General features: G+C 70.7%; 15 protein-coding genes and 1 riboswitch. Of the genes, 8 read left to right on the forward strand and 7 right to left on the reverse strand.

Translation table 11 applies throughout. The annotated features are described in order from the left end of the window. Positions 1-56: 56 nt before the first annotated feature. The gene (locus tag BJ971_RS40485) at positions 57-1,409 is read left to right on the forward strand and encodes a hypothetical protein (RefSeq protein ID WP_203709694.1); all 1,353 of its coding nucleotides are present in this window, start codon (positions 57-59) and stop codon (positions 1,407-1,409) included. A gap of 245 nt (positions 1,410-1,654) precedes the next feature. On the opposite strand, the gene BJ971_RS06925 is transcribed toward BJ971_RS40485, so the two are convergent. Further along, entirely contained in the window at positions 1,655-2,197 is a 543-nt protein-coding gene (locus tag BJ971_RS06925) for a TetR/AcrR family transcriptional regulator (protein WP_184990858.1), read from the reverse strand. A 294-nt stretch (positions 2,198-2,491) separates the two neighbouring features. Beyond that, positions 2,492-2,572: riboswitch (cyclic di-GMP riboswitch) on the forward strand. Positions 2,573-2,588: 16 nt separating this feature from the next. On the opposite strand from BJ971_RS06925, the gene BJ971_RS06930 reads away from it, so the two are divergent. Further along, complete coding sequence (locus tag BJ971_RS06930) at positions 2,589-5,474, forward strand: beta strand repeat-containing protein (protein WP_184990859.1); 2,886 nt, start codon at positions 2,589-2,591, stop codon at positions 5,472-5,474. Between the two features lie 73 nt (positions 5,475-5,547). On the opposite strand, the gene BJ971_RS06935 is transcribed toward BJ971_RS06930, so the two are convergent. The 5 genes from BJ971_RS06935 to BJ971_RS06955 form a co-directional block, all read right to left on the reverse strand. Further along, positions 5,548-6,588 (reverse strand): SGNH/GDSL hydrolase family protein, encoded by a 1,041-nt coding sequence (locus BJ971_RS06935; RefSeq protein WP_184990861.1) that lies wholly within the window; start codon positions 6,586-6,588, stop codon positions 5,548-5,550. Positions 6,589-6,686: 98 nt separating this feature from the next. Next, positions 6,687-7,460: a hypothetical protein gene (locus tag BJ971_RS06940; protein WP_184990863.1), complete on the reverse strand. Its 774-nt coding sequence runs from the start codon at positions 7,458-7,460 to the stop codon at positions 6,687-6,689. 258 nt (positions 7,461-7,718) lie between these two features. Continuing rightward, the gene (locus BJ971_RS06945) at positions 7,719-9,677 is read right to left on the reverse strand and encodes an ABC transporter ATP-binding protein (RefSeq protein ID WP_184990865.1); all 1,959 of its coding nucleotides are present in this window, start codon (positions 9,675-9,677) and stop codon (positions 7,719-7,721) included. Beyond that, positions 9,674-11,410: an ABC transporter ATP-binding protein gene (locus tag BJ971_RS06950; protein WP_184990867.1), complete on the reverse strand. Its 1,737-nt coding sequence runs from the start codon at positions 11,408-11,410 to the stop codon at positions 9,674-9,676. The genes BJ971_RS06945 and BJ971_RS06950 overlap by 4 nt, the downstream gene beginning before the upstream one ends. Positions 11,411-11,413: 3 nt before the next feature. Further along, positions 11,414-12,091, reverse strand: coding sequence for a TetR/AcrR family transcriptional regulator (locus tag BJ971_RS06955; RefSeq protein ID WP_239087837.1), 678 nt, complete (start codon positions 12,089-12,091; stop codon positions 11,414-11,416). A gap of 107 nt (positions 12,092-12,198) precedes the next feature. On the opposite strand from BJ971_RS06955, the gene BJ971_RS06960 reads away from it, so the two are divergent. From BJ971_RS06960 to BJ971_RS06985, 6 genes are read left to right on the forward strand one after another with little or no spacing between them, the layout of a single operon-like run. Beyond that, complete coding sequence (locus tag BJ971_RS06960) at positions 12,199-12,723, forward strand: PadR family transcriptional regulator (protein ID WP_184990869.1); 525 nt, start codon at positions 12,199-12,201, stop codon at positions 12,721-12,723. Beyond that, positions 12,720-13,406 (forward strand): ABC transporter ATP-binding protein, encoded by a 687-nt coding sequence (locus tag BJ971_RS06965; RefSeq protein ID WP_184990870.1) that lies wholly within the window; start codon positions 12,720-12,722, stop codon positions 13,404-13,406. The genes BJ971_RS06960 and BJ971_RS06965 overlap by 4 nt, the downstream gene beginning before the upstream one ends. Further along, positions 13,403-15,613: an FtsX-like permease family protein gene (locus BJ971_RS06970; RefSeq protein ID WP_184990873.1), complete on the forward strand. Its 2,211-nt coding sequence runs from the start codon at positions 13,403-13,405 to the stop codon at positions 15,611-15,613. The genes BJ971_RS06965 and BJ971_RS06970 overlap by 4 nt, the downstream gene beginning before the upstream one ends. Positions 15,614-15,620: 7 nt before the next feature. After that, positions 15,621-16,127, forward strand: a complete 507-nt coding sequence (locus BJ971_RS06975) for a DinB family protein (protein WP_184990875.1) — start codon at positions 15,621-15,623, stop codon at positions 16,125-16,127. A gap of 25 nt (positions 16,128-16,152) precedes the next feature. Further along, positions 16,153-16,998 (forward strand): hypothetical protein, encoded by an 846-nt coding sequence (locus BJ971_RS06980; RefSeq protein WP_184990876.1) that lies wholly within the window; start codon positions 16,153-16,155, stop codon positions 16,996-16,998. Next, complete coding sequence (locus BJ971_RS06985; protein ID WP_184990878.1) at positions 16,979-17,149, forward strand: hypothetical protein; 171 nt, start codon at positions 16,979-16,981, stop codon at positions 17,147-17,149. The genes BJ971_RS06980 and BJ971_RS06985 overlap by 20 nt, the downstream gene beginning before the upstream one ends. Before the next feature lie 18 nt (positions 17,150-17,167). On the opposite strand, the gene BJ971_RS06990 is transcribed toward BJ971_RS06985, so the two are convergent. After that, entirely contained in the window at positions 17,168-17,446 is a 279-nt protein-coding gene (locus BJ971_RS06990; RefSeq protein ID WP_184990880.1) for a YggT family protein, read from the reverse strand. Positions 17,447-17,585: the final 139 nt, after the last annotated feature.

Consider the following 17,585-nt stretch of genomic DNA (forward strand, 5'->3'; position numbering starts at 1 on the left):
CAGCCCGGCGGCGCAATGCCTAACCCTGCCATAAGAATCCGTTAACAATGAACTCCATGTCCCGCAGAATCCTCGCCGTCGTGGTCACCCTGATCGCCCTGCTGGCGGCCGGTCGCCTGGTCACCCCGGCGGACCGCACAGGGGTACGCGGGCAGCTCGCGTTCCTGCGCGCCGAGCTGGACGACGGCGCCGCCGAACAGGCGCAGGGGATGTTCCCCGAGGGCTACCTCTTCCTGTACGCGCTGTACGGCCTCGCCCAGGTCGAGCGCGGGCAGGTGGCCGAGGCGCGCTGGGCCCTGTCCCGGCTCGAGACGCCGGCCGGGCGCGAGCCGTTCAGCGCCTCGCTGACCCCGGCATACGGCGTCTTCTACCAGGGCTGGACCAACTGGCTGCGCGGCGGCGTGCTCTCGCTGCGGCCCGACCCGGCGCTGCGCCGCGACTTCGAGGCGTCGTCGGCGGAGCTGGCGGCGGCCTTCGACGCGTCACCCACGCCGTACCTCGCGGCCTATCCCGGCCAGGCCTGGCCGGTCGACTCCACTGTCGCGATCGCCTCGCTGCGCCTGCACGACAAGCTCCTGCCGCCCCGGTACGCCGGCACGGTCGCACGCTGGCTGACTGGCGTCCGGCAACGGCTCGACCCGGCGACGGGCCTGCTGCCGCACACCGTCGACCCGGTGACCGGCGCGCCGACCTCGGTGGCCCGGGGCACCTCGCAGAGCATCATCCAGCGCTTCCTGGTCGACATCGACCCGGCGTTCGCGCGGGCGCAGTACCTGCGCTTCCGCTCGCTGTTCGTGGTGCAGCCGCTGCGCCTGGGCCCGGCGGTCCGGGAGTACCCGGTGGGCACCGACGGCCCGGCCGACGTGGACTCGGGGCCGCTGCCGCTCGGGGTGAGCCTGTCGGCGACCGCGGTGACGCTGGGCGCGGCGGCCGTCGCGGGTGACCGGCAGCTGGCCGGTGCGCTCGCGAACTACGGGGAGTTGCTGGGCGTACCCGTGTCGACGCCGTGGTCCAAACGCTATGCCGCCGGGGTGCTGCCGATCGGCGACGCGTTCGTGGCGTGGTCGAAGACCGCGCGGCCGTGGGTCTCCGCCGCGCAGCCGCCGCCATCGCCGGTGCTCACGCGGTGGTGGCGGCTGCCGTTCCTCGCGGCGCTCGCGCTGGCCGTTCTGCTCGCCTGGCTGCCGCTGATCCGCCGGCGGGCCGGCGCGTCAGCCGGCGCCGGCATCGCGTCAGCCGGTGCCGGCGGCGATGAGGCCGGTGCCCGCCGCGGCCAGGCCGGTGACGAGCAGGCCGGCGCCGGTCCAGAGCAGGGCGATGAACCGGTTGGGGCGCTGGGGGTCGCGGCCGGCCACGGAGAGGAAGAAGCCGCCGGGCATGAGGATCGCGGCGGCCAGCACGCCGAGTGAGAGCGCCTGCCAGAGCGGTGCGACGTCGTTGAGCTGGGTGAGTTGCAGGACGAGCAGGCCGAGGATGACCAGCACGCCGGCGTGCGCGTGGCCGGCCCGGAAGAAGCGCTGCTGTAGCTCGTTGGCGGGCACGCTGCCGCGGGTCACTTTCAGCAGGAACGTGCCGCCGTAGGCGATGCCGACGACCGACAGCAGCACGACGCCGGCGATGATCTGATGGACGTTGTCGAGCATCTCGGGGGTCCTTACCTCAAGGGGTTGAACTGGGACAGCGCCCGCCGGGCCAGGGCCTCGACGTCGGTGGCTTGTAAGGAGCCGTTGAGGGCGAGCGTGGCCACGCCGTGCACGACGCCCCACGCGGCGACCTCGGCGGCGGTGGGGTCGGCGGCGCCGAGTGCGCGCACGCCGTCGCGCAGGGGCGCCAAAGACTCCGCGCGCGCGGAAATTAGCTCCGGATCGTCGTTATCGAGCAGGTCGGAGCGAAACATCACGGCGAAGTGACCGGGATTCGCGAGGGCGAACCGGACATAAGCGACTCCGACGTCAATAAATCCGCCGACTGCCGCGGCGCCGCTCAGTTGCTCGGCGAGCATCAGATTGCCTTGCACGGCGAGCGTATTGAGCACGCCCTCGCGGCTGCCGAAATGGCGCCGGAAAGCGGTGTGGCTGACGCCGATGTCGGCGGCGAGAGCGCGCAGGCTGAGCGCGGCGACGCCGTCGCAGGCAATCACGGAGACGGCGCCGGCGAGGATCGCGTCGCGCAGATTCCCGTGGTGATAACCGGCCATGCGTCAGAAGTTACCAGCGGATACTTTTCACTGTCAAGATTGATGAGCGCCTACGCGCTTGGGCCTGTTTCCGCAGTTTGGGCGCTTGTCGCCCCGTGATCGTGTAAGTAGTAAATCACCACAAGACCGCGCCGTCGGGGCTATGCGGCCTAAAAGTCCAATTCACCAACAGTCCGGCAATTCGCTGGTTACAGTACGGACGGCGCAGCTCCCCAATGCGAGCTTTGTCCCCGCGATGGATGCCCGCGCCGACCGGCCGAAAAGTCCGGGTGCACCACCAGCCGTCGCGTGCGGCACCGAGAAAGGCAAACCCGTCGAAAGGCGGGGACGCAAAGCCAGGGACCTCCCGGAGCGGGAGGCGGCCCAGCCGCCGAAGGAGACAGAAAAACACATGCGCTATCAACCAGCCCATGCAGCCAAGAGCGGCTCGGTACCGTTCACGCTGCATGGCCACAAACCGGCCAGGGCGGTCCTTGCAGCCGCGACCGCCGGAATCCTCGGTCTCGTGTCGACCGCCCTGGTGCCGTCACCCGCGATGGCCGACGCCAACGGAACGGTTTCCGTCACCGTGGCACCCTCCAGTGTCACGGAGGGCCAAGGCACCCTCACTTTCACGATCGTCAACACCGGTGCCAACGCGGCTAACGTCACCCTGGGTGGTACGGCAACACCGGTCACAGACTTCACCGCCGCGCCTGCAGTGCCGGCCACGGTGGCTGCTGCTGGTAGTGCGACCATCGTGATCACGCCGCTCGCCGACCTCACCTACGAGGGCGGGAACGAGACGGTCATCATCACGGCCGCGGACTCCGTCACCGGCGGTGTCGACCATGGCTCGGCGACCGGAACCATCGTGGACGCCGAGACCACGCCGCCTACCTATGCGCTGTCCGCACTGCCGAACCCGGTCGGCGAGGCCGCAGGGACGACGGCGATCACGGCGACCCTGACCAAGAAGTCGAGCACCGCCACCACCATCCTCCTGAGCACGACCAATGGCACGGCGAGGGCTGGATACGACTACGTAGGGTTGACGAGCTTTCCGTTGACCGTTCCGGCCGGCAGTTTGACTGCCTCGACGAACGTGACCATCATCGCGGATGGCATCACCGACTCGGCCGCCGTGGAGACCTTCAACGTGACCAGCAGCTCCGCGGGTCTCGTTCAGCCCACGAACGCCGCTGCGGGCGCGGTCACGGTAAGCATCAATGATGCGAACGTGACATCAGAGGTGAAGGTCACCGGCGGAGGCTCCGTAGCTGAGGGTGACACGCTCACCATTCCCGTGACTCTCACTCCTGCCTCCGAGAAGGAAGTCAAGGTCGACTGGGAGTCGGTGGCGCCTGGGGGTGGCCTTACCCCGGTGGCCACGGCGGGTACCGACTTCGTCTACCCGGCGAATCGTACGGTGACGATCCCGGCAGGGCAGACCGCGGGCTCCATCGCCATCCAGACGACCAAGGACAACATTTTCGAGGAAAATGAGAACTTCAAGATTCAACTGACGAACCCGCAGAACACCACGATCGATGCGGCCAATTCCAGCGTGGCCGGCTTGATCACTACGGGTAAGGATGCTCCCAAGGTCAAGATTGAGCCCACCACGGTCACCGAGGGCGACTCGGGCCGGACGGCGGCCACCTTCACCGCCACGCTGAGTGCCGCCTCTACCCAGACCGTCAAGATCGCCTGGTCTGCCGACGCGGACGGCGTCGGGCTCAAGCCCGCGATTCCCGGCACGGACTTCGTGACCAAGTCCGGCGTTCTGACCTTCGCGCCGGGTGTGACCACGCAGACCTTCACCGTGGAGATCATCGGTGACACGATCGACGAGGCCAGCACCGCCGGCGTCTCGGCGCCGACCGACGGCGAGACGTTCAAGCTGACGTTGAGCGCGCCGCCCGGCAGCGAAGCCTTCATCGACCTGAGTGACCCCGGTACCACCCGGATTATCACGATCCTCGATGACGACGCGGCGCCGACACTGATCTTCGCGGACAAGTCGCAAGCGGAGGGCAATGACGCCGCCGCCTGGCTCACGCCGGTCATGCTGAGCAACGGTACCGACATGCCGATCACCTTCAACGTCACCGTCGGCGCGGGTAGCACCGCCAACAGCACCGCGCTGGCCGGTCCTGGCGGTAACGACTATTCGTTGCTGAACGCGACGGGAATCGTCATCCCCGCAGGGGAGACGAGCGCCTACCCGGTGCTGCTGGTCAACGGTGACCTGATCAACGAAACCGACGAGATCATCAACCTGGTGGCCACGCCGACCGTCAACAACGCCTTCCTTGCGACGGCTGCGACTCCCAAGACGGCCAAGATCACCTTGCAGAACGACGACAAGGTGCCGAACTTCGCGGTCAACGACGTCTCGGGTGCGGAGGGCGAGACCGTCTCGGTGACCGGCACGGTGACCGGCACGCGCCAGGCCGACGCTAGCGTTCCTGCCACGAACGTCAGGTTGACGTTCGCGGGCGGTTCGTCGAACGGCAGCCGGGCCGCCAGCGTGAACGACTTCGACAACCCGGGTGCGGGGACCATCAACATCCCGTGGAACACGCTGAGCAATTCGGTCCTGCACATCACCGACGTCGATCTGCTCGCCGACGAAGCCAACGAGCCGGCCGAGACGATCCTCGTGACCGGCAACGGCGTCGACGGTACCGCGACGGTGACCCCGGGCGTCATCACGATCGAGGCCAGCGGCACCCAGACGCCGGGCACGCTCACGCTGACGAGCACCACCGCCACGCGGCTCGGTGCCGGCTCGGTCACCCTCACCGGAACGGCTTCGGATGAGGGCGCGGAGGTCACGCTGTGGGGCCGGACCGTCGATTCCGCCGCGGGCGACTTCACGGAGATCAACACCGCGACGGCCGGTGCGGGTGGCGCCTACACGTTCAAGCCGGTTATCAACATGGACGGCATGTACTTCAAGACCACCGACGGCGACCTGACGTCGTCCACGGTCAGGGTCAATGTCAAGGAGAACCCGAGCCTGTCGGCGACCTCTCCGAGCAAGGGCTCTGTCAAGGTCGTTGTCACCGGTAACCCGAAGGTCCGCGGCCTGTCGGCCAAGATCTTCCGGTTGGACGGCACGAAGTGGGTGACGGCGGGCACGGGCATCCTGAACTCGTCCGGCACCTTCACCAAGTCCTTCACGGCCAAGTCCGGCAAGACTTACAGCTTCCGGGCCCAGGTCGTGGGTAACTCCGCACGTGGCATCCTCACGAGCGCGGTGACGGCCACCAAGACCGTCAAGGCGAAGTAACACCGACCCTAAGTAACACCGACCCAAAGAAGGCAGGGGTGGCCCGTCGGGCCACCCCTGCCGCTTGTTCTGCCTAGCCCTTGAGCAGGTTGCGCGGACCGGTCCACTTCTTCACCAGCCGGGTACGCGTCTGCGTCCTGCCGCCGACCTCCACGCGGTAGCTCTGCTTGACCGTGCGCAGCGTCTGCCAGGCGCGAACCTGCCGCCGCACGCCGCCGACCTTCGTCGTGACGGTGCGCAGCTTCCACGTGCGGCACTCGGTCGCGTGGCGCTTGTCGCCGTGTACGACGGTCTCGACGGCCAGGCACCGGTAGGACGACTTGGCCTTGTACGGGTTGCGTCCCCCGCCGCCGGCGAGCTGGAACACCTTGGCCATCGACGCGTACCAGTTGTAGGCCATCTTCGAGTAGCCGAAGGCGTTCGGGTGGCGCAGGTCGTGCAGGTCGATGCCGCCGACCGAGGACTGGTCAACGACCGTGATCTTCGGGTCGTTCTTCTTCGCGACCAGCCCAGGGATGAGCTCGTTGTAGGCGCGCCCGTCGGCGCGTTCCTTCGACACCCGGGAGGCGGTGATCTGCGCGACGAATATGTACGCCTCCGGCCGCGCGGCACGGACCTGGTCGATCAGCGCGGAGAGCTTGGCGGCGGTGGCGCGGGCGCCGACGCCCTCCTTGATGCTGTTGGTGCCGGCGTGCAGCAGGACGACGTCGGGGCGCGCCTGCGCGAGCCAGTCGTCCGCCTCGGCGGCGAGCTCGTCGATGTTGTAGCCGCCGTGGCCCTCGTGCTGCGGGTCGGAGCCGCTGCCGTTCGACTGCGAACCCACGAAGTTGATCTGCATGCCGCCGAGGAGCAGGCGGTGCGCCAGGCCCTTGCGGTACCCGTCGCGGGCCGGCGTGCCGGTGCCCAGCGTGATCGAGTCGCCGAGCGGCATGACCCGCATCGCCACGAAGGACGTCGGCTCGGTGGCCGTAGGACCGGTGGTGGGATCCGCGTTCGCCGTGGTGGGCTCCGCGTTCGCCGTCTGGGGGATGCCGACGGCCGCGACGGCCAGCGCTCCGGCGAGCACACCGACGCCGAGGCGGCGTGCGCCCGTCCGCGCAGATCCGAACCTCAATGTGAGTCCCTTCGAGTCGCCGGTGCTGACAGACCGAAGATCGGGCGTGGGGCGGGGCCGGACGAGTCCCGGTAGGTTGCAAAAGATGGTGATCCAGGTCACTGCAGCTGGGTGACGGTGAAGTCGGCGAAACGGAAGCGCGTGTTGTCGCCCCGAATGCCCACTGCCGCCACCTGCGTGATCGGTGCGCAGCCGACCCCGGTGTCCACCGCGCTGACGACCGGCTCACCGTCGATGAACCCGGCGACGGTGACCGAGCCGTCGGGGTTGTTCCGCACCGTCGCCGACACCGGCCGCCAGGTGTTTCGCAAGATCGGGTAGCCGGGCACCTGGGCGCCCAGCACGTAGTACGTCCCGCCGTTGCTCGGTCCGCCCGGGCACTTCTTCTTGATCAGGACCTTGCCGTCGCGGCGGGCGACGCTGACCGCGTACAGGTGGTACTGCGTCCGGTGGCGCAGCCAGATGTGCACGCCGTCGTAGCTGATCGCCGGCGTGTACGAGGTCGAGCCCTGCCCCGCGATGTTCAGGTCGAACGCCACCTCGACGTCGCCGAAGTCGGCCCGCCGGGTGTTCATCCGGAACACCGCCGAGCCGGTGAACCGGTCCGAGCGCCGACCCGGCGCGCCGTCATCGATCTTGCCGGTGTCGCCGCTGTCGCCCGCGGCGAAGAGCGAGCCCGCGGTCACCTCCCACACCGCCGAGCGCCGCGCGTTCCGGTCCCTCGGGTTGCGGTAGGCATACGAGTTGGTCACCAGCCCGGACTTCCGGCCGAGCGACGGCCGAAACGGCGCCCCGCGCGTGCCGGCGCTGGTGACGTCGGTGTCCTCGTCCGCGGCGGCCGGGCCAATGACCATGCCCTGCGCTACGACCACCGCCGTCACCAGGGCGACGGCGAGCCGGTGAATTCTGCCTATGGTGTGCCTCCCGATCGGTGCAACGGGGTTGCGCCGATCCTTCGGGCCACGGGCCGCGGACATGAGAGAAGCAGCGCCGCGACCCGCGGCTACCACCGAAAAGCACCTGGGATCCGGTCGACTTGCACCACGGCCTGTGCGCTCCACGCGCGCCGCCGGGCCGGGACGCCCACCTCGGCGAGTGAGGTGAGGTAGGCGTCCCGGAAGGTCGGCGGGTCAGTCGACCTCGACGGCGGCCTGGGCGAACTGGGCCGAGTACAGGCGGGCGTATGCGCCGTCCGCCGCGATCAGTTCGTCGTGGCTGCCCTGTTCGACGATCGCGCCTGATTCCATCACCAGGATCACGTCCGCGTCCCGGATCGTCGACAGGCGGTGGGCGATCACGAAGGACGTGCGGCCGACCCGGAGTGTGTTCATCGCGCGCTGGATCAGCACCTCGGTGCGGGTGTCGACCGAGCTGGTCGCCTCGTCCAGGATCAGGATGCTCGGCTCGGCGAGGAACGCCCGGGCGATGGTGATCAGCTGCTTCTCGCCGGCCGAGACGTTCGAGCCCTCGTCGTCGATGATCGTGTCCATGCCGTCGGGCAGCGAGCGGACGAAGCGGTCCACGTGGGCCGCCTCCGCGGCCGCCGCCACCGACTCCGGCGTGGGGTCGTCGGCGCCGTACGCGATGTTGTCGTAGATCGTGCCGCCGAACAGCCAGGTGTCCTGTAGCACCATGCCCATGTACTCGCGCAGTTCCTCGCGGGGCATCTCCGCGATGTCCACCCCGTCCAGGGTGATCCGCCCGCCGGTCACGTCGTAGAAGCGCATCAGCAGGTTGACCAGCGTCGTCTTGCCGGCGCCGGTGGGGCCCACGATGGCCACGGTCTGGCCCGGCTCGACGGCCAGCGACAGGTCGTCGATCAGCGGCTTGTCCGGCGCGTACCGGAAGGAGACGTTCTCGAACGCGACCCGGCCGCGGGCCGGCGCGGTCAGCGGCGAGGTGGCCGGGTCCGCGGACTGCTCCGGCGCGTCCAGCAGGGCGAACACCCGCTCGGCCGAGGCGACACCGGACTGCACCAGGTTGGCCATGCTCGCCACCTGGGTGAGCGGCTGGGAGAACTGCCGCGAGTACTGGATGAACGCCTGCACGTCGCCGAGCGACAGCGCGCCCGACGCCACCCGCAGGCCGCCGACGACGGCGACCAGCACGTAGTTGACGTTGCTGATGAACATCATCGCGGGCTGGATCAGGCCGGAGATGAACTGGGCGCGGAAGCTCGACGCGTACAGCTTGTCGTTGTGGGTCTCGAAGGTCTCGGCCGCCTCGCGCTGCCGGCCGAAGACCTTGACCAGCGAGTGGCCGGTGAACATCTCCTCGATGTGGCCGTTCAGCTTGCCGGTGGTCGCCCACTGCGCGACGAACTGCGGCTGTGACCGCTTGCCGATGGCCGTGGTGACGACCACCGACAGCGGCACGGTGACCAGCGCGATGATCGCCAGCAGCGGCGAGATCCAGAACATCATCGCGAGTACGCCGACGATCATCAGCAGGGCCGTGACGAGCTGGGCGAAGGTCTGCTGAAGCGTCTGTGCGATGTTGTCGGTGTCGTTCGTCGCCTTGCTCAGCACCTCGCCGCGCGGCTGCTGGTCGAAGTAGGAGAGCGGCAGCCGGGCCAGCTTCGCCTCGACCTGCTGGCGCAGCCGGAACACGGCGGCCTGCACGACCACCGCGGTCAGCCGGCCCTGTAGGACACCGAACAGCCAGGCGGCCAGGTAGATCACCAGCACCCAGAGCAGCAGGTGCCCGAGCCGGTCGAAGTCGATGCCCTGGCCCGGCACCACGTCGGTCGAGGCGAGCATGTCGGCCTGGTTGGTCCGGCCCTGCGCGCGGAGCTGGGCGATGATGTCCGCCTTGCTCTGGTCGGCGGGCAGCGTCTTGCCGATGAGGCCGTTGAAGATGATGTCGGTGGCGTGCCCGAGCAGGCGCGGCCCGGCGACCGACAGGGCGACGCTGGCGGCGCCGAGCAGCAGCACCAGGCCGACCAGCACCCGGTGCGGGCGCAGCATGCCCAGCAGCCGCTTGAGGGAGCCCTTGAAATCCTGGAGCTTCTCGGCCGGCATGCCGGCCGCCATCATCCGGCCGGGCCCCGCCATCGGCGGGCCGCCCGGTGCACGCGCGGGGGCGGTCATGCCGCGGCCTCCTGCTCCGTGAGCTGTGACAAGACGATCTCCCGGTACGTGGGGTTCGTGTCCATGAGTTCGGTGTGCGTCCCGGTGCCGACGACAAGGCCCTCGTCGAGCACGACGATCCGGTCGGCGTCGCGGATGGTGCTGACCCGCTGCGCGACGATGATCACCGTGGCGTCGGCGATGTGCTCGGTCAGCGCGGCACGCAGCGCCGCGTCGGTGGCGTAGTCGAGCGCCGAGAACGAGTCGTCGAAGAGGTAGATCTCCGGGCGGTGCACCAGCAGCCGGGCGATCGCCAGGCGCTGGCGCTGGCCGCCGGAGACGTTCGTGCCGCCCTGCGCGATCGGCGCCTCGAGGCCGCCGTCCATCCGCTCGACGAAGTCGCGCGCCTGCGCGACCTCCAGCGCGGTCCACAGCTCCTCGTCGGTGGCGTCCGGGTTGCCGTAGCGCAGGTTCGAGGCGACCGTGCCGCTGAACAGGTAGGGCCGCTGCGGCACCAGGCCGACCGTCTTCGACAGCAGCGCCGGGTCGAGCGCGCGGACGTCGACGCCGTCGACGAGCACGCTGCCGCCGGTCGCGTCGAACAGCCGGGGTACGAGATTGAGCAGCGTGGTCTTGCCGCTGCCGGTGCTGCCGATGACGGCGGTGATCTCGCGCGGCCGGGCGGACAGGTTGATCCGGCTGAGCACGGGCGCCTCGGCGCCCGGGTAGCGGAACTCGACGTCGCGCAGCTCCAGGAAGCCGTGCCGGCTCAGCTCGCGTACCGGCTCCGGGTCGATCTCGACGCTCGACGGGGTGTCGAGCACCTCCTCGATCCGCTCGGCGCAGACCTCGGCGCGGGGGATCATCACGAACATGAACGTCGCCATCATGATCGCCATCAGGATCTGCATGAGGTAGCTGATGAACGCGGTCAGCGCGCCGATCTGCATGCTGCCGTCGTCGATGCGGTGCCCGCCGAACCACAGCACGGCGACGCTGGAGATGTTCACCAGCAGCATGACGGTCGGGAACATCAGCGCCATCAGCTTGCCGACGCGCAGCGAGACGTCGGTGAGCTCGTCGTTGGCGACGCCGTACCGCTGCCGCTCGCGGTCGTCGCGGACGAAGGCGCGGATCACCCGGATGCCGGTGATCTGCTCGCGCATCACCTGGTTGACCCGGTCGATCCGCACCTGCATGGTCCGGAACAGCGGCCGCATCCGGGCGATGATCAGCGAGACCACCCCGACGAGCGCGGGCACGATCACCAGCAGCAGCGACGACAGCGGCACGTCCTGGCGCAGGGCGAGTAGGATGCCGCCGACGCACATGATCGGCGCGGCGACCATCAGCAGGAACGTCATCAGCACCAGCATCTGTACCTGCTGGACGTCGTTGGTGGTCCGGGTGATCAGCGAGGGCGCGCCGAACCGGTCGACCTCGCGGGCCGAGTAGGAGAGCACCGTGGCGAAGATGCCGGCCCGGATGTCGCGGCCGACGGCCATGGCGGTCTGTGCGCCGAAGTAGACGGCCGCGATCTGCGCGGCGATCTGCACGAGCGTGACGCCGAGCATCTCGACGCCGACCCGCATGACGTAGCCGGTGTCGCCGGGGACGACGCCGTTGTCGATGATGTCGGCGTTCATGGCGGGCAGGTAGAGCATGGCCAGCGTGGCGACGAACTGGAAGAGCACGACCAGAGAGATCGACTTCCCGTACGGCCGTAGCTGCGCACGTAGCAGTCGGACAAGCACCGTTCAGGCACCCCCGTGAGTGTGGTCTTGGCGTGCGGCGATCAGCGGGATCACCGCGGGACTGTGGCCGGCCGGGATGACCAGCAGCCCGTCGAGCAGCAGCGAGACGATCTCGCCGCCGTCGAAGCGCCGCGGGTCGCCGAACGGCCCGAACGTGTTGGCCCCGCAGAAGAGCAGGAGCAGCCGGGCGACCGCGCCGGGGGAGCGGCGCAGTTGTCCGGCGTCGGGCTCGATGACCGCGGTGAGCGCGGCGAGCAGCGACTGACGGGACCGGGTCATCCGCTCGACCGCCTCCGGATGGAGCTCGGACGAGAGCATGAGCACGCGGGCGGCGGACATGAGCTTCGCGCTGCCGGTGAACCGCTCGTTGATCAGGTCGGCGGCCGCGGTGAGCCGGTCGCGCAGGCCGGCGCCGGCGTCGATCGCGGCCATCGCGTCGAGGGTCGGCTGCGGGTCGAGCGCCTGCCCGAGCGCCGCGAGGATCAGCGAGTTCTTGTCGCTGAAGACGCCGAAGATGGTGCCCTCGGCGACGCCGGCGGCCTGGGCGATCTGCCGCGTGCTGACCTCGAGACCGTGCTCGTGCAGCAGGGGGACGGTCGCGGCGATGAGCGCGGCCCTCCGGTCCTCGGGCGCCATGGCCGGCACCCGGCGCCGCCGCTCGGCCTGATCTGGGGAGTTCACACGGGCGACTGTAATGAGCGAGCACTCACTCAGCCACTGATATTTGTCATGCCTTTCGGGACTCGGGGTATTCCTCCGGCGTATACGCTCAGCGTATAGTCGCCCGCATGACGGTGCCGCTCACCCTTCTCGGGCTCCTCGAACGCGAACCCAGCCACGGCTACGACCTCAAGCGTGACTACGACACCTACTTCGGCCGGGGCAAGCCGCTCTCCTTCGGGCAGGTCTACGCCACCCTGAGCCGGCTGGCCCGCGACGGCAAGGTCGTCATCGGCGACGTCGAGCCCGGCGAGGGCCCCGACCGCAAGCGCTACATCATCACCGACCTGGGCGCCACCGAGGTGGACACCTGGCTCGCCGAGCCGGTCCCGGCCGAGCCGCACCTGCAGACCGTGCTCTTCGCCAAGGTCACGCTCTCGCTCATGCTCGGCCGGCCCGCCGAGGCATACCTCGACACCCAGCGCGCGGCCCACCTGCAGCGCATGCGGGAGCTCACCGAGATCAAGCGCACCGGCGGCCTGGTCGAGGCGCTCCTCGCCGACCACGGCCTGTTCCATCTCGAGGCGGATCTGCGCTGGATCGAGCTGACCTCGGCCCGGCTCGACGCCCTTGCCAAGGAGGTGCGGTCATGACCGAGATCGTCGTCGAGGCCCGGGACGTGGTGCTCTCCTTCGGACCGACCCCCGCGCTGCGCGGCGCCGACCTGAGCGTCGGCGCCGGCGAGATCCTCGCCATCATGGGGCCGAGCGGCTCCGGCAAGTCGACCCTGCTGCACTGCCTGGCCGGCATCCTCGTGCCCGACAGCGGGGAGGTGCACTTCGACGGGCGGCGGATCGACAACCTCGGCGAGACCGAGCGCAGTGGCCTGCGGCGCGACCGGTTCGGGTTCGTCTTCCAGTTCGGCCAGCTCGTGCCCGAGCTCACCGCGGAGGAGAACGTCGCGCTTCCGCTGCTGCTCAACGGCGTACGCCGGGCGAAGGCCCTCGAACAGGCGCGGCCCTGGTTCGCCCGGCTCGGCCTGGACGGCCTGGAGGGTCGCCGCTCCGGCGAGCTCTCCGGCGGCCAGGCACAGCGGGTCGCGCTCGCCCGGGGGCTGGTCGCCCGCCCGCGCGTGCTGTTCGCCGACGAGCCGACGGGCGCGCTCGACACGCTCACCAGCGAGCAGGTGATGGACCTGCTGGTCGACTCGGCCCGGGAGCAGGGCACCACGGTCGTGCTCGTCACCCACGAGCCGCGGGTCGCCGCGTACGCGGACCGCGAGGTCATCGTCCGCGACGGCAAGGCGCACGCGCTGACCGCCGAGGCGATCTCGTGATCCGCTTCGGGCTGCGGCTCACCCTCGCCGGCGGCCGGGAGGCGGCCGTACGGCTGGTCGTGATCTCCCTCGCCGTCGCGCTCGGCGTCGGCCTGCTGCTGACCGCCCTGGCCGGCGCGCGCGGCGTCACCACGCAGAACGACAGGTACGGCTGGGCGAACTCGGGCAACACCGCCGCGGCGCCCGGCGACCCCGATCCGCTGTGGTGGCAACTGCGCGTCGACGGTTTCGACGGGCGTACCGCCGGCCGGGTCGACCTGGCCGCGACCGGCCCCGCCTCGCCGGTGCCGCCGGGCCTGCCGCGACTTCCCGCCGCGGGCGAGTATTTCGCCTCGCCGGAGCTGGCGAGGCTGATCGCCGTCACCCCGCCCGATCAGCTCGGCGACCGCTTCCCGGGCCGCCTCGCCGGCACGATCGGCCCCGAGGCGCTGCCCGCGCCCGACTCGCTGGTCGCGGTCGTCGGTTACGCGCCGGAGGAGCTGTCCAAGCGGCCGGGCGTCACCCGGGTCGGCACCATCTCGACGGTCGCGCCGACCTCCTGCCCGAACGGCTGCTGGGCCGGGATCCCGGCGTCGGGACTTCAGCTCATCCTCGCCGTGGTGTCGCTGGCGATGATCTTCCCGCTGCTCATCCTCATCGGCGCGGCGACCCGGCTCGCCGCCGCCCGCCGGGAGCAGCGGTTCGCGGCGATGCGGCTGGTCGGCGCGACCCCGCGGCAGGTGTCCGTGGTGTCCGCCGTCGAGTCGACCGTCTCGGCCGTCGCCGGCACCGCCCTCGGCTTCGTGCTGTTCCTGCTGCTGCGCGACACGATGGCGGCGATCCCGTTCACCGGCGCGCCGATGTTCCCGTCCGACCTGGCGCTCGGCCCGGTCACGACCCTCGGCGTCGCCGTCGGCGTGCCGGTCGCGGCCGCGCTCGTGGCCCGGTTCGCGCTGCGCCGGGTGCGGATCTCGCCGCTCGGCGTCGCGCGGCGGGCCACCCCGAAGCCGCCGCGGGCCTGGCGCCTCATTCCGCTCGCCCTCGGCCTCGGCGAGCTCAGCTACTTCATCGGCCGGCGCCCCGACACCACCGACGGGCAGCTGCTCGCGTTCCTGCCGGGCATCTTCGTCGTCATGATCGGCCTGGTCGTGGCCGGCCCTTGGCTGACCATGACCGGCGCCCGGCTGGTCGCCCGCCGGGCGAGCCGGCCCGCCTCGCTGATCGCCGCGCGGCGGCTCGCCGACAACCCGTGGGCCGGCTTCCGCTCGGTCAGCGGGCTGGTGCTCGCGCTCTTCGTCACCAGCGTGGCCGTCGGCGTGATGGGCACCATCACCGCCGACCGGTACACGCCAACCGAGGCCCCGGACACCGCGGCACTCATCACCCTCTTCCGCGACGACGACCTGGCGCCGACCGGTGACCCGGCACCGGCCGGCCTGGTCGCGCAGCCCGGGGTGCGGGCGGTCGTGCTCACCCGGATACCGCCGGAGGGCCTGCCGATCCCGGAAGAGGAGATCGGGGACTGGGGCTGGCCGCACAACCTGGTCTCCTGCGCCGACGTCGCCCGGGCGGGCGCCGGCCGGTGCGCGGACGGCGCGCAGGTCGCCTGGACCTGGCTCGACCTCGCCGGCCCGCCCGGCTGGAGCGGGACCTGGCCCACCGCCGACGTGGAACCCGCCGCGCTGGCGGCGTACCCGGTGCAGTCGATCCTCACGTTCACCGACGGCTCGACGGCCGCGGTCGAGCAGGCCCGGACCACGCTGCAGAAAGCGCACCCGATGCTGTACTCGCCGTACTCCGAGGCCGAGTGGCGGGCGGAGTCCGAGAAGGTCTTCCACGGCTGGCAGCGGCTGGCGAACGTGGTGATCCTGACCAGCCTGGCGATCGCCGGCTGCAGCCTGGCGGTGAGCGTCGCCGGCGGGCTGAGCGACCGCAAGCGCCCGTTCAGCATGCTGCGGCTCACCGGCGTCCCGCTCGGCATGCTGCGCCGGGTGGTCGCGCTGGAGGCCGGCACGCCGCTGCTGGCCGCGGCCGTGGTCGCGGTGGGATCCGGGCTGCTGGCGGCGCACCTGTTCCTGACCGCGCAGATGGAGCTGGCGCTGACGCCACCCGCGATCTCGTTCTATGTCATCGTGATCGCCGGGATCGCGTCGTCGCTCGGCGTCGTCGCCTCCACCATGCCGCTGCTGCGCCGGATCACCGGACCGGAGGCGGCCCGCAACGAATGAGGATGCCGTGGACGACGATCGGATCGGGCCGCCGCTGCTCGGCGGGGAACGCGAGACAGTGCGCGCGTTCCTCGACTACCACCGGGCGACGCTGGCGATGAAGTGCGAGGGGCTGTCCGACGAGGAACTGCGGCAGCGCTCGATGCCGCCGTCGACGCTGACGCTGCTCGGCCTGGTGCGGCACATGGCCGAGGTGGAGCGGACCTGGTTCCGCCGGGTGATCGACGGCCAGGACATCCCGTTGCGCTGGTCGCCCGACGGCGACTACCAGGCGGCGTACGACGCCTCGGGGTCGACCCGCGCGGAGGCGTTCGCCGCGTGGCAGGAGGAGGTCGAGCACGCGCGCCGCATCGAGCTGGCGGCGGAGTCGCTGGACGTGACGGGCTATCAGGAGCGGTGGGGCGAGAACGTGTCGCTGCGCCTGGTGATGCTGCACCTGATCCACGAGTACGCCCGGCACAACGGCCACGCCGACCTCCTCCGCGAGGGCATCGACGGCACGGTCGGCGCCTGACGGACGCCGTGTGCGACCCTGAGCCATGCGAACTGGGGTGACCTGGGCCCGGGCGGCCGCGGTGGCGGCGGCACTGATCGTCGGTTGTCTCGGCTCGGCCGCGGCGGTTCGGGCCGGCGACTTTCCCGGCCCGCCGGGGGAGGCCGCCGCGATCGCCGCGGCCACCACGGCCGTCGGCCTCGAGCCGGCCGGCCCGAGCGGAGCCGTCGTGGTCTGCGACTACTGGTGCCCGGATCCCGGCGGCGAGGGCGTCGTCTCCTTCGACTCGCCGCCGGACCACACGGACACGGTCGCGGTGACTTACGACCTGAGCCCGGCCGCCGCGGCCGAGGTCGAAGCCGCGGCCCGGTCGCGGCTCGAGGTCGCCGGCTGGCGACCGGGCCCGGACGGCGAGCTCACCCGGGACGGCCTCGCGGTCCTGCTCCCGGTCGCCGCGGACATGCCCGCCGGGGTGCGCGTGACCGTCGTCGTCTCGAAGACGGTGCCGCCATCGGCCGTCGCGCTGGCCGCGGCGGGGTTCGTGCTCGGCGCGATCCTGGGCGGCCTGCTCGCGGCCCGGGCTGCCCGTCGATTCCGCCGGCAGGGCGATGCGGTGCGCGCGCTCGCCGGGACGCTCACGGTCCTGGTCACCGCGGTGACCTTCGGGTACGCGACCACCGCCGCGCTGTTCCTCCAGCACGGCGGGTGGCCGCCGGACGTACAGCTCGCCGAGTTCCTGCTGACGGTTTTCCCGAAGATGTCGATCGCCGTGCTCGCGGCCGCGGTGGCGGCGCTGGCGCTGATCGCGCTTCCGCCACGCCGGGAAACCCCGGATCCTCGGCCCGGCCTCGCGGCGGGGCACACTGAAAGCCATGGTGCTGCCAGGTCCTGACCCGGACGACTACCCGCCGATCAACCCCGACGAGCCGGTGCCCGACGACCCGGGCGAGCTCTCCCCGGACACCCCGGAGACGCTGCCGCCGCCACCCGTCGAGCCGATGCCGGGCCCGGACGACCCGGGCAACGTCCCCGAACCGGCCTGAGGCCCGCCGCCGCGGCGGTCAGGTGATGATCGAGCGGATGATCACGATCGCCAGGAACACCACGATGAAGGCCAGGTCGATGGCGACGCCGCCGAGGCGCAGCGGGGGCAGGACCCGGCGGACCGGTGCGAGCAGCGGTTCGGTGACCGCGTGCGCGCCGGCCGTCAGCCGCGACCGGACGGAACCGTACGAGGGCGGTCCGGCGAGCGCCACGCTCCAGTCGAGCACCGCGCGGGCGATCAGCAGCACCTGCATCAGCAGCAGCACCAGGCTCACGACGGCCAGGACCAGACCCATCAAGACCTCCAGAGTCGAACGGGGGCGCTACCCACTATGCGGCCTGCCGTTGTGAATTGGCTGAGCGATAGCTGCAAGTTCGCCTGACTGCGGGCCCGAGAGGGCCTCCCCGGCAGTCGATCGTGGGTAGGCTGCCCGG

It is taken from the genome of Amorphoplanes digitatis (genome assembly GCF_014205335.1).
Taxonomy (GTDB): domain Bacteria; phylum Actinomycetota; class Actinomycetes; order Mycobacteriales; family Micromonosporaceae; genus Actinoplanes; species Actinoplanes digitatus.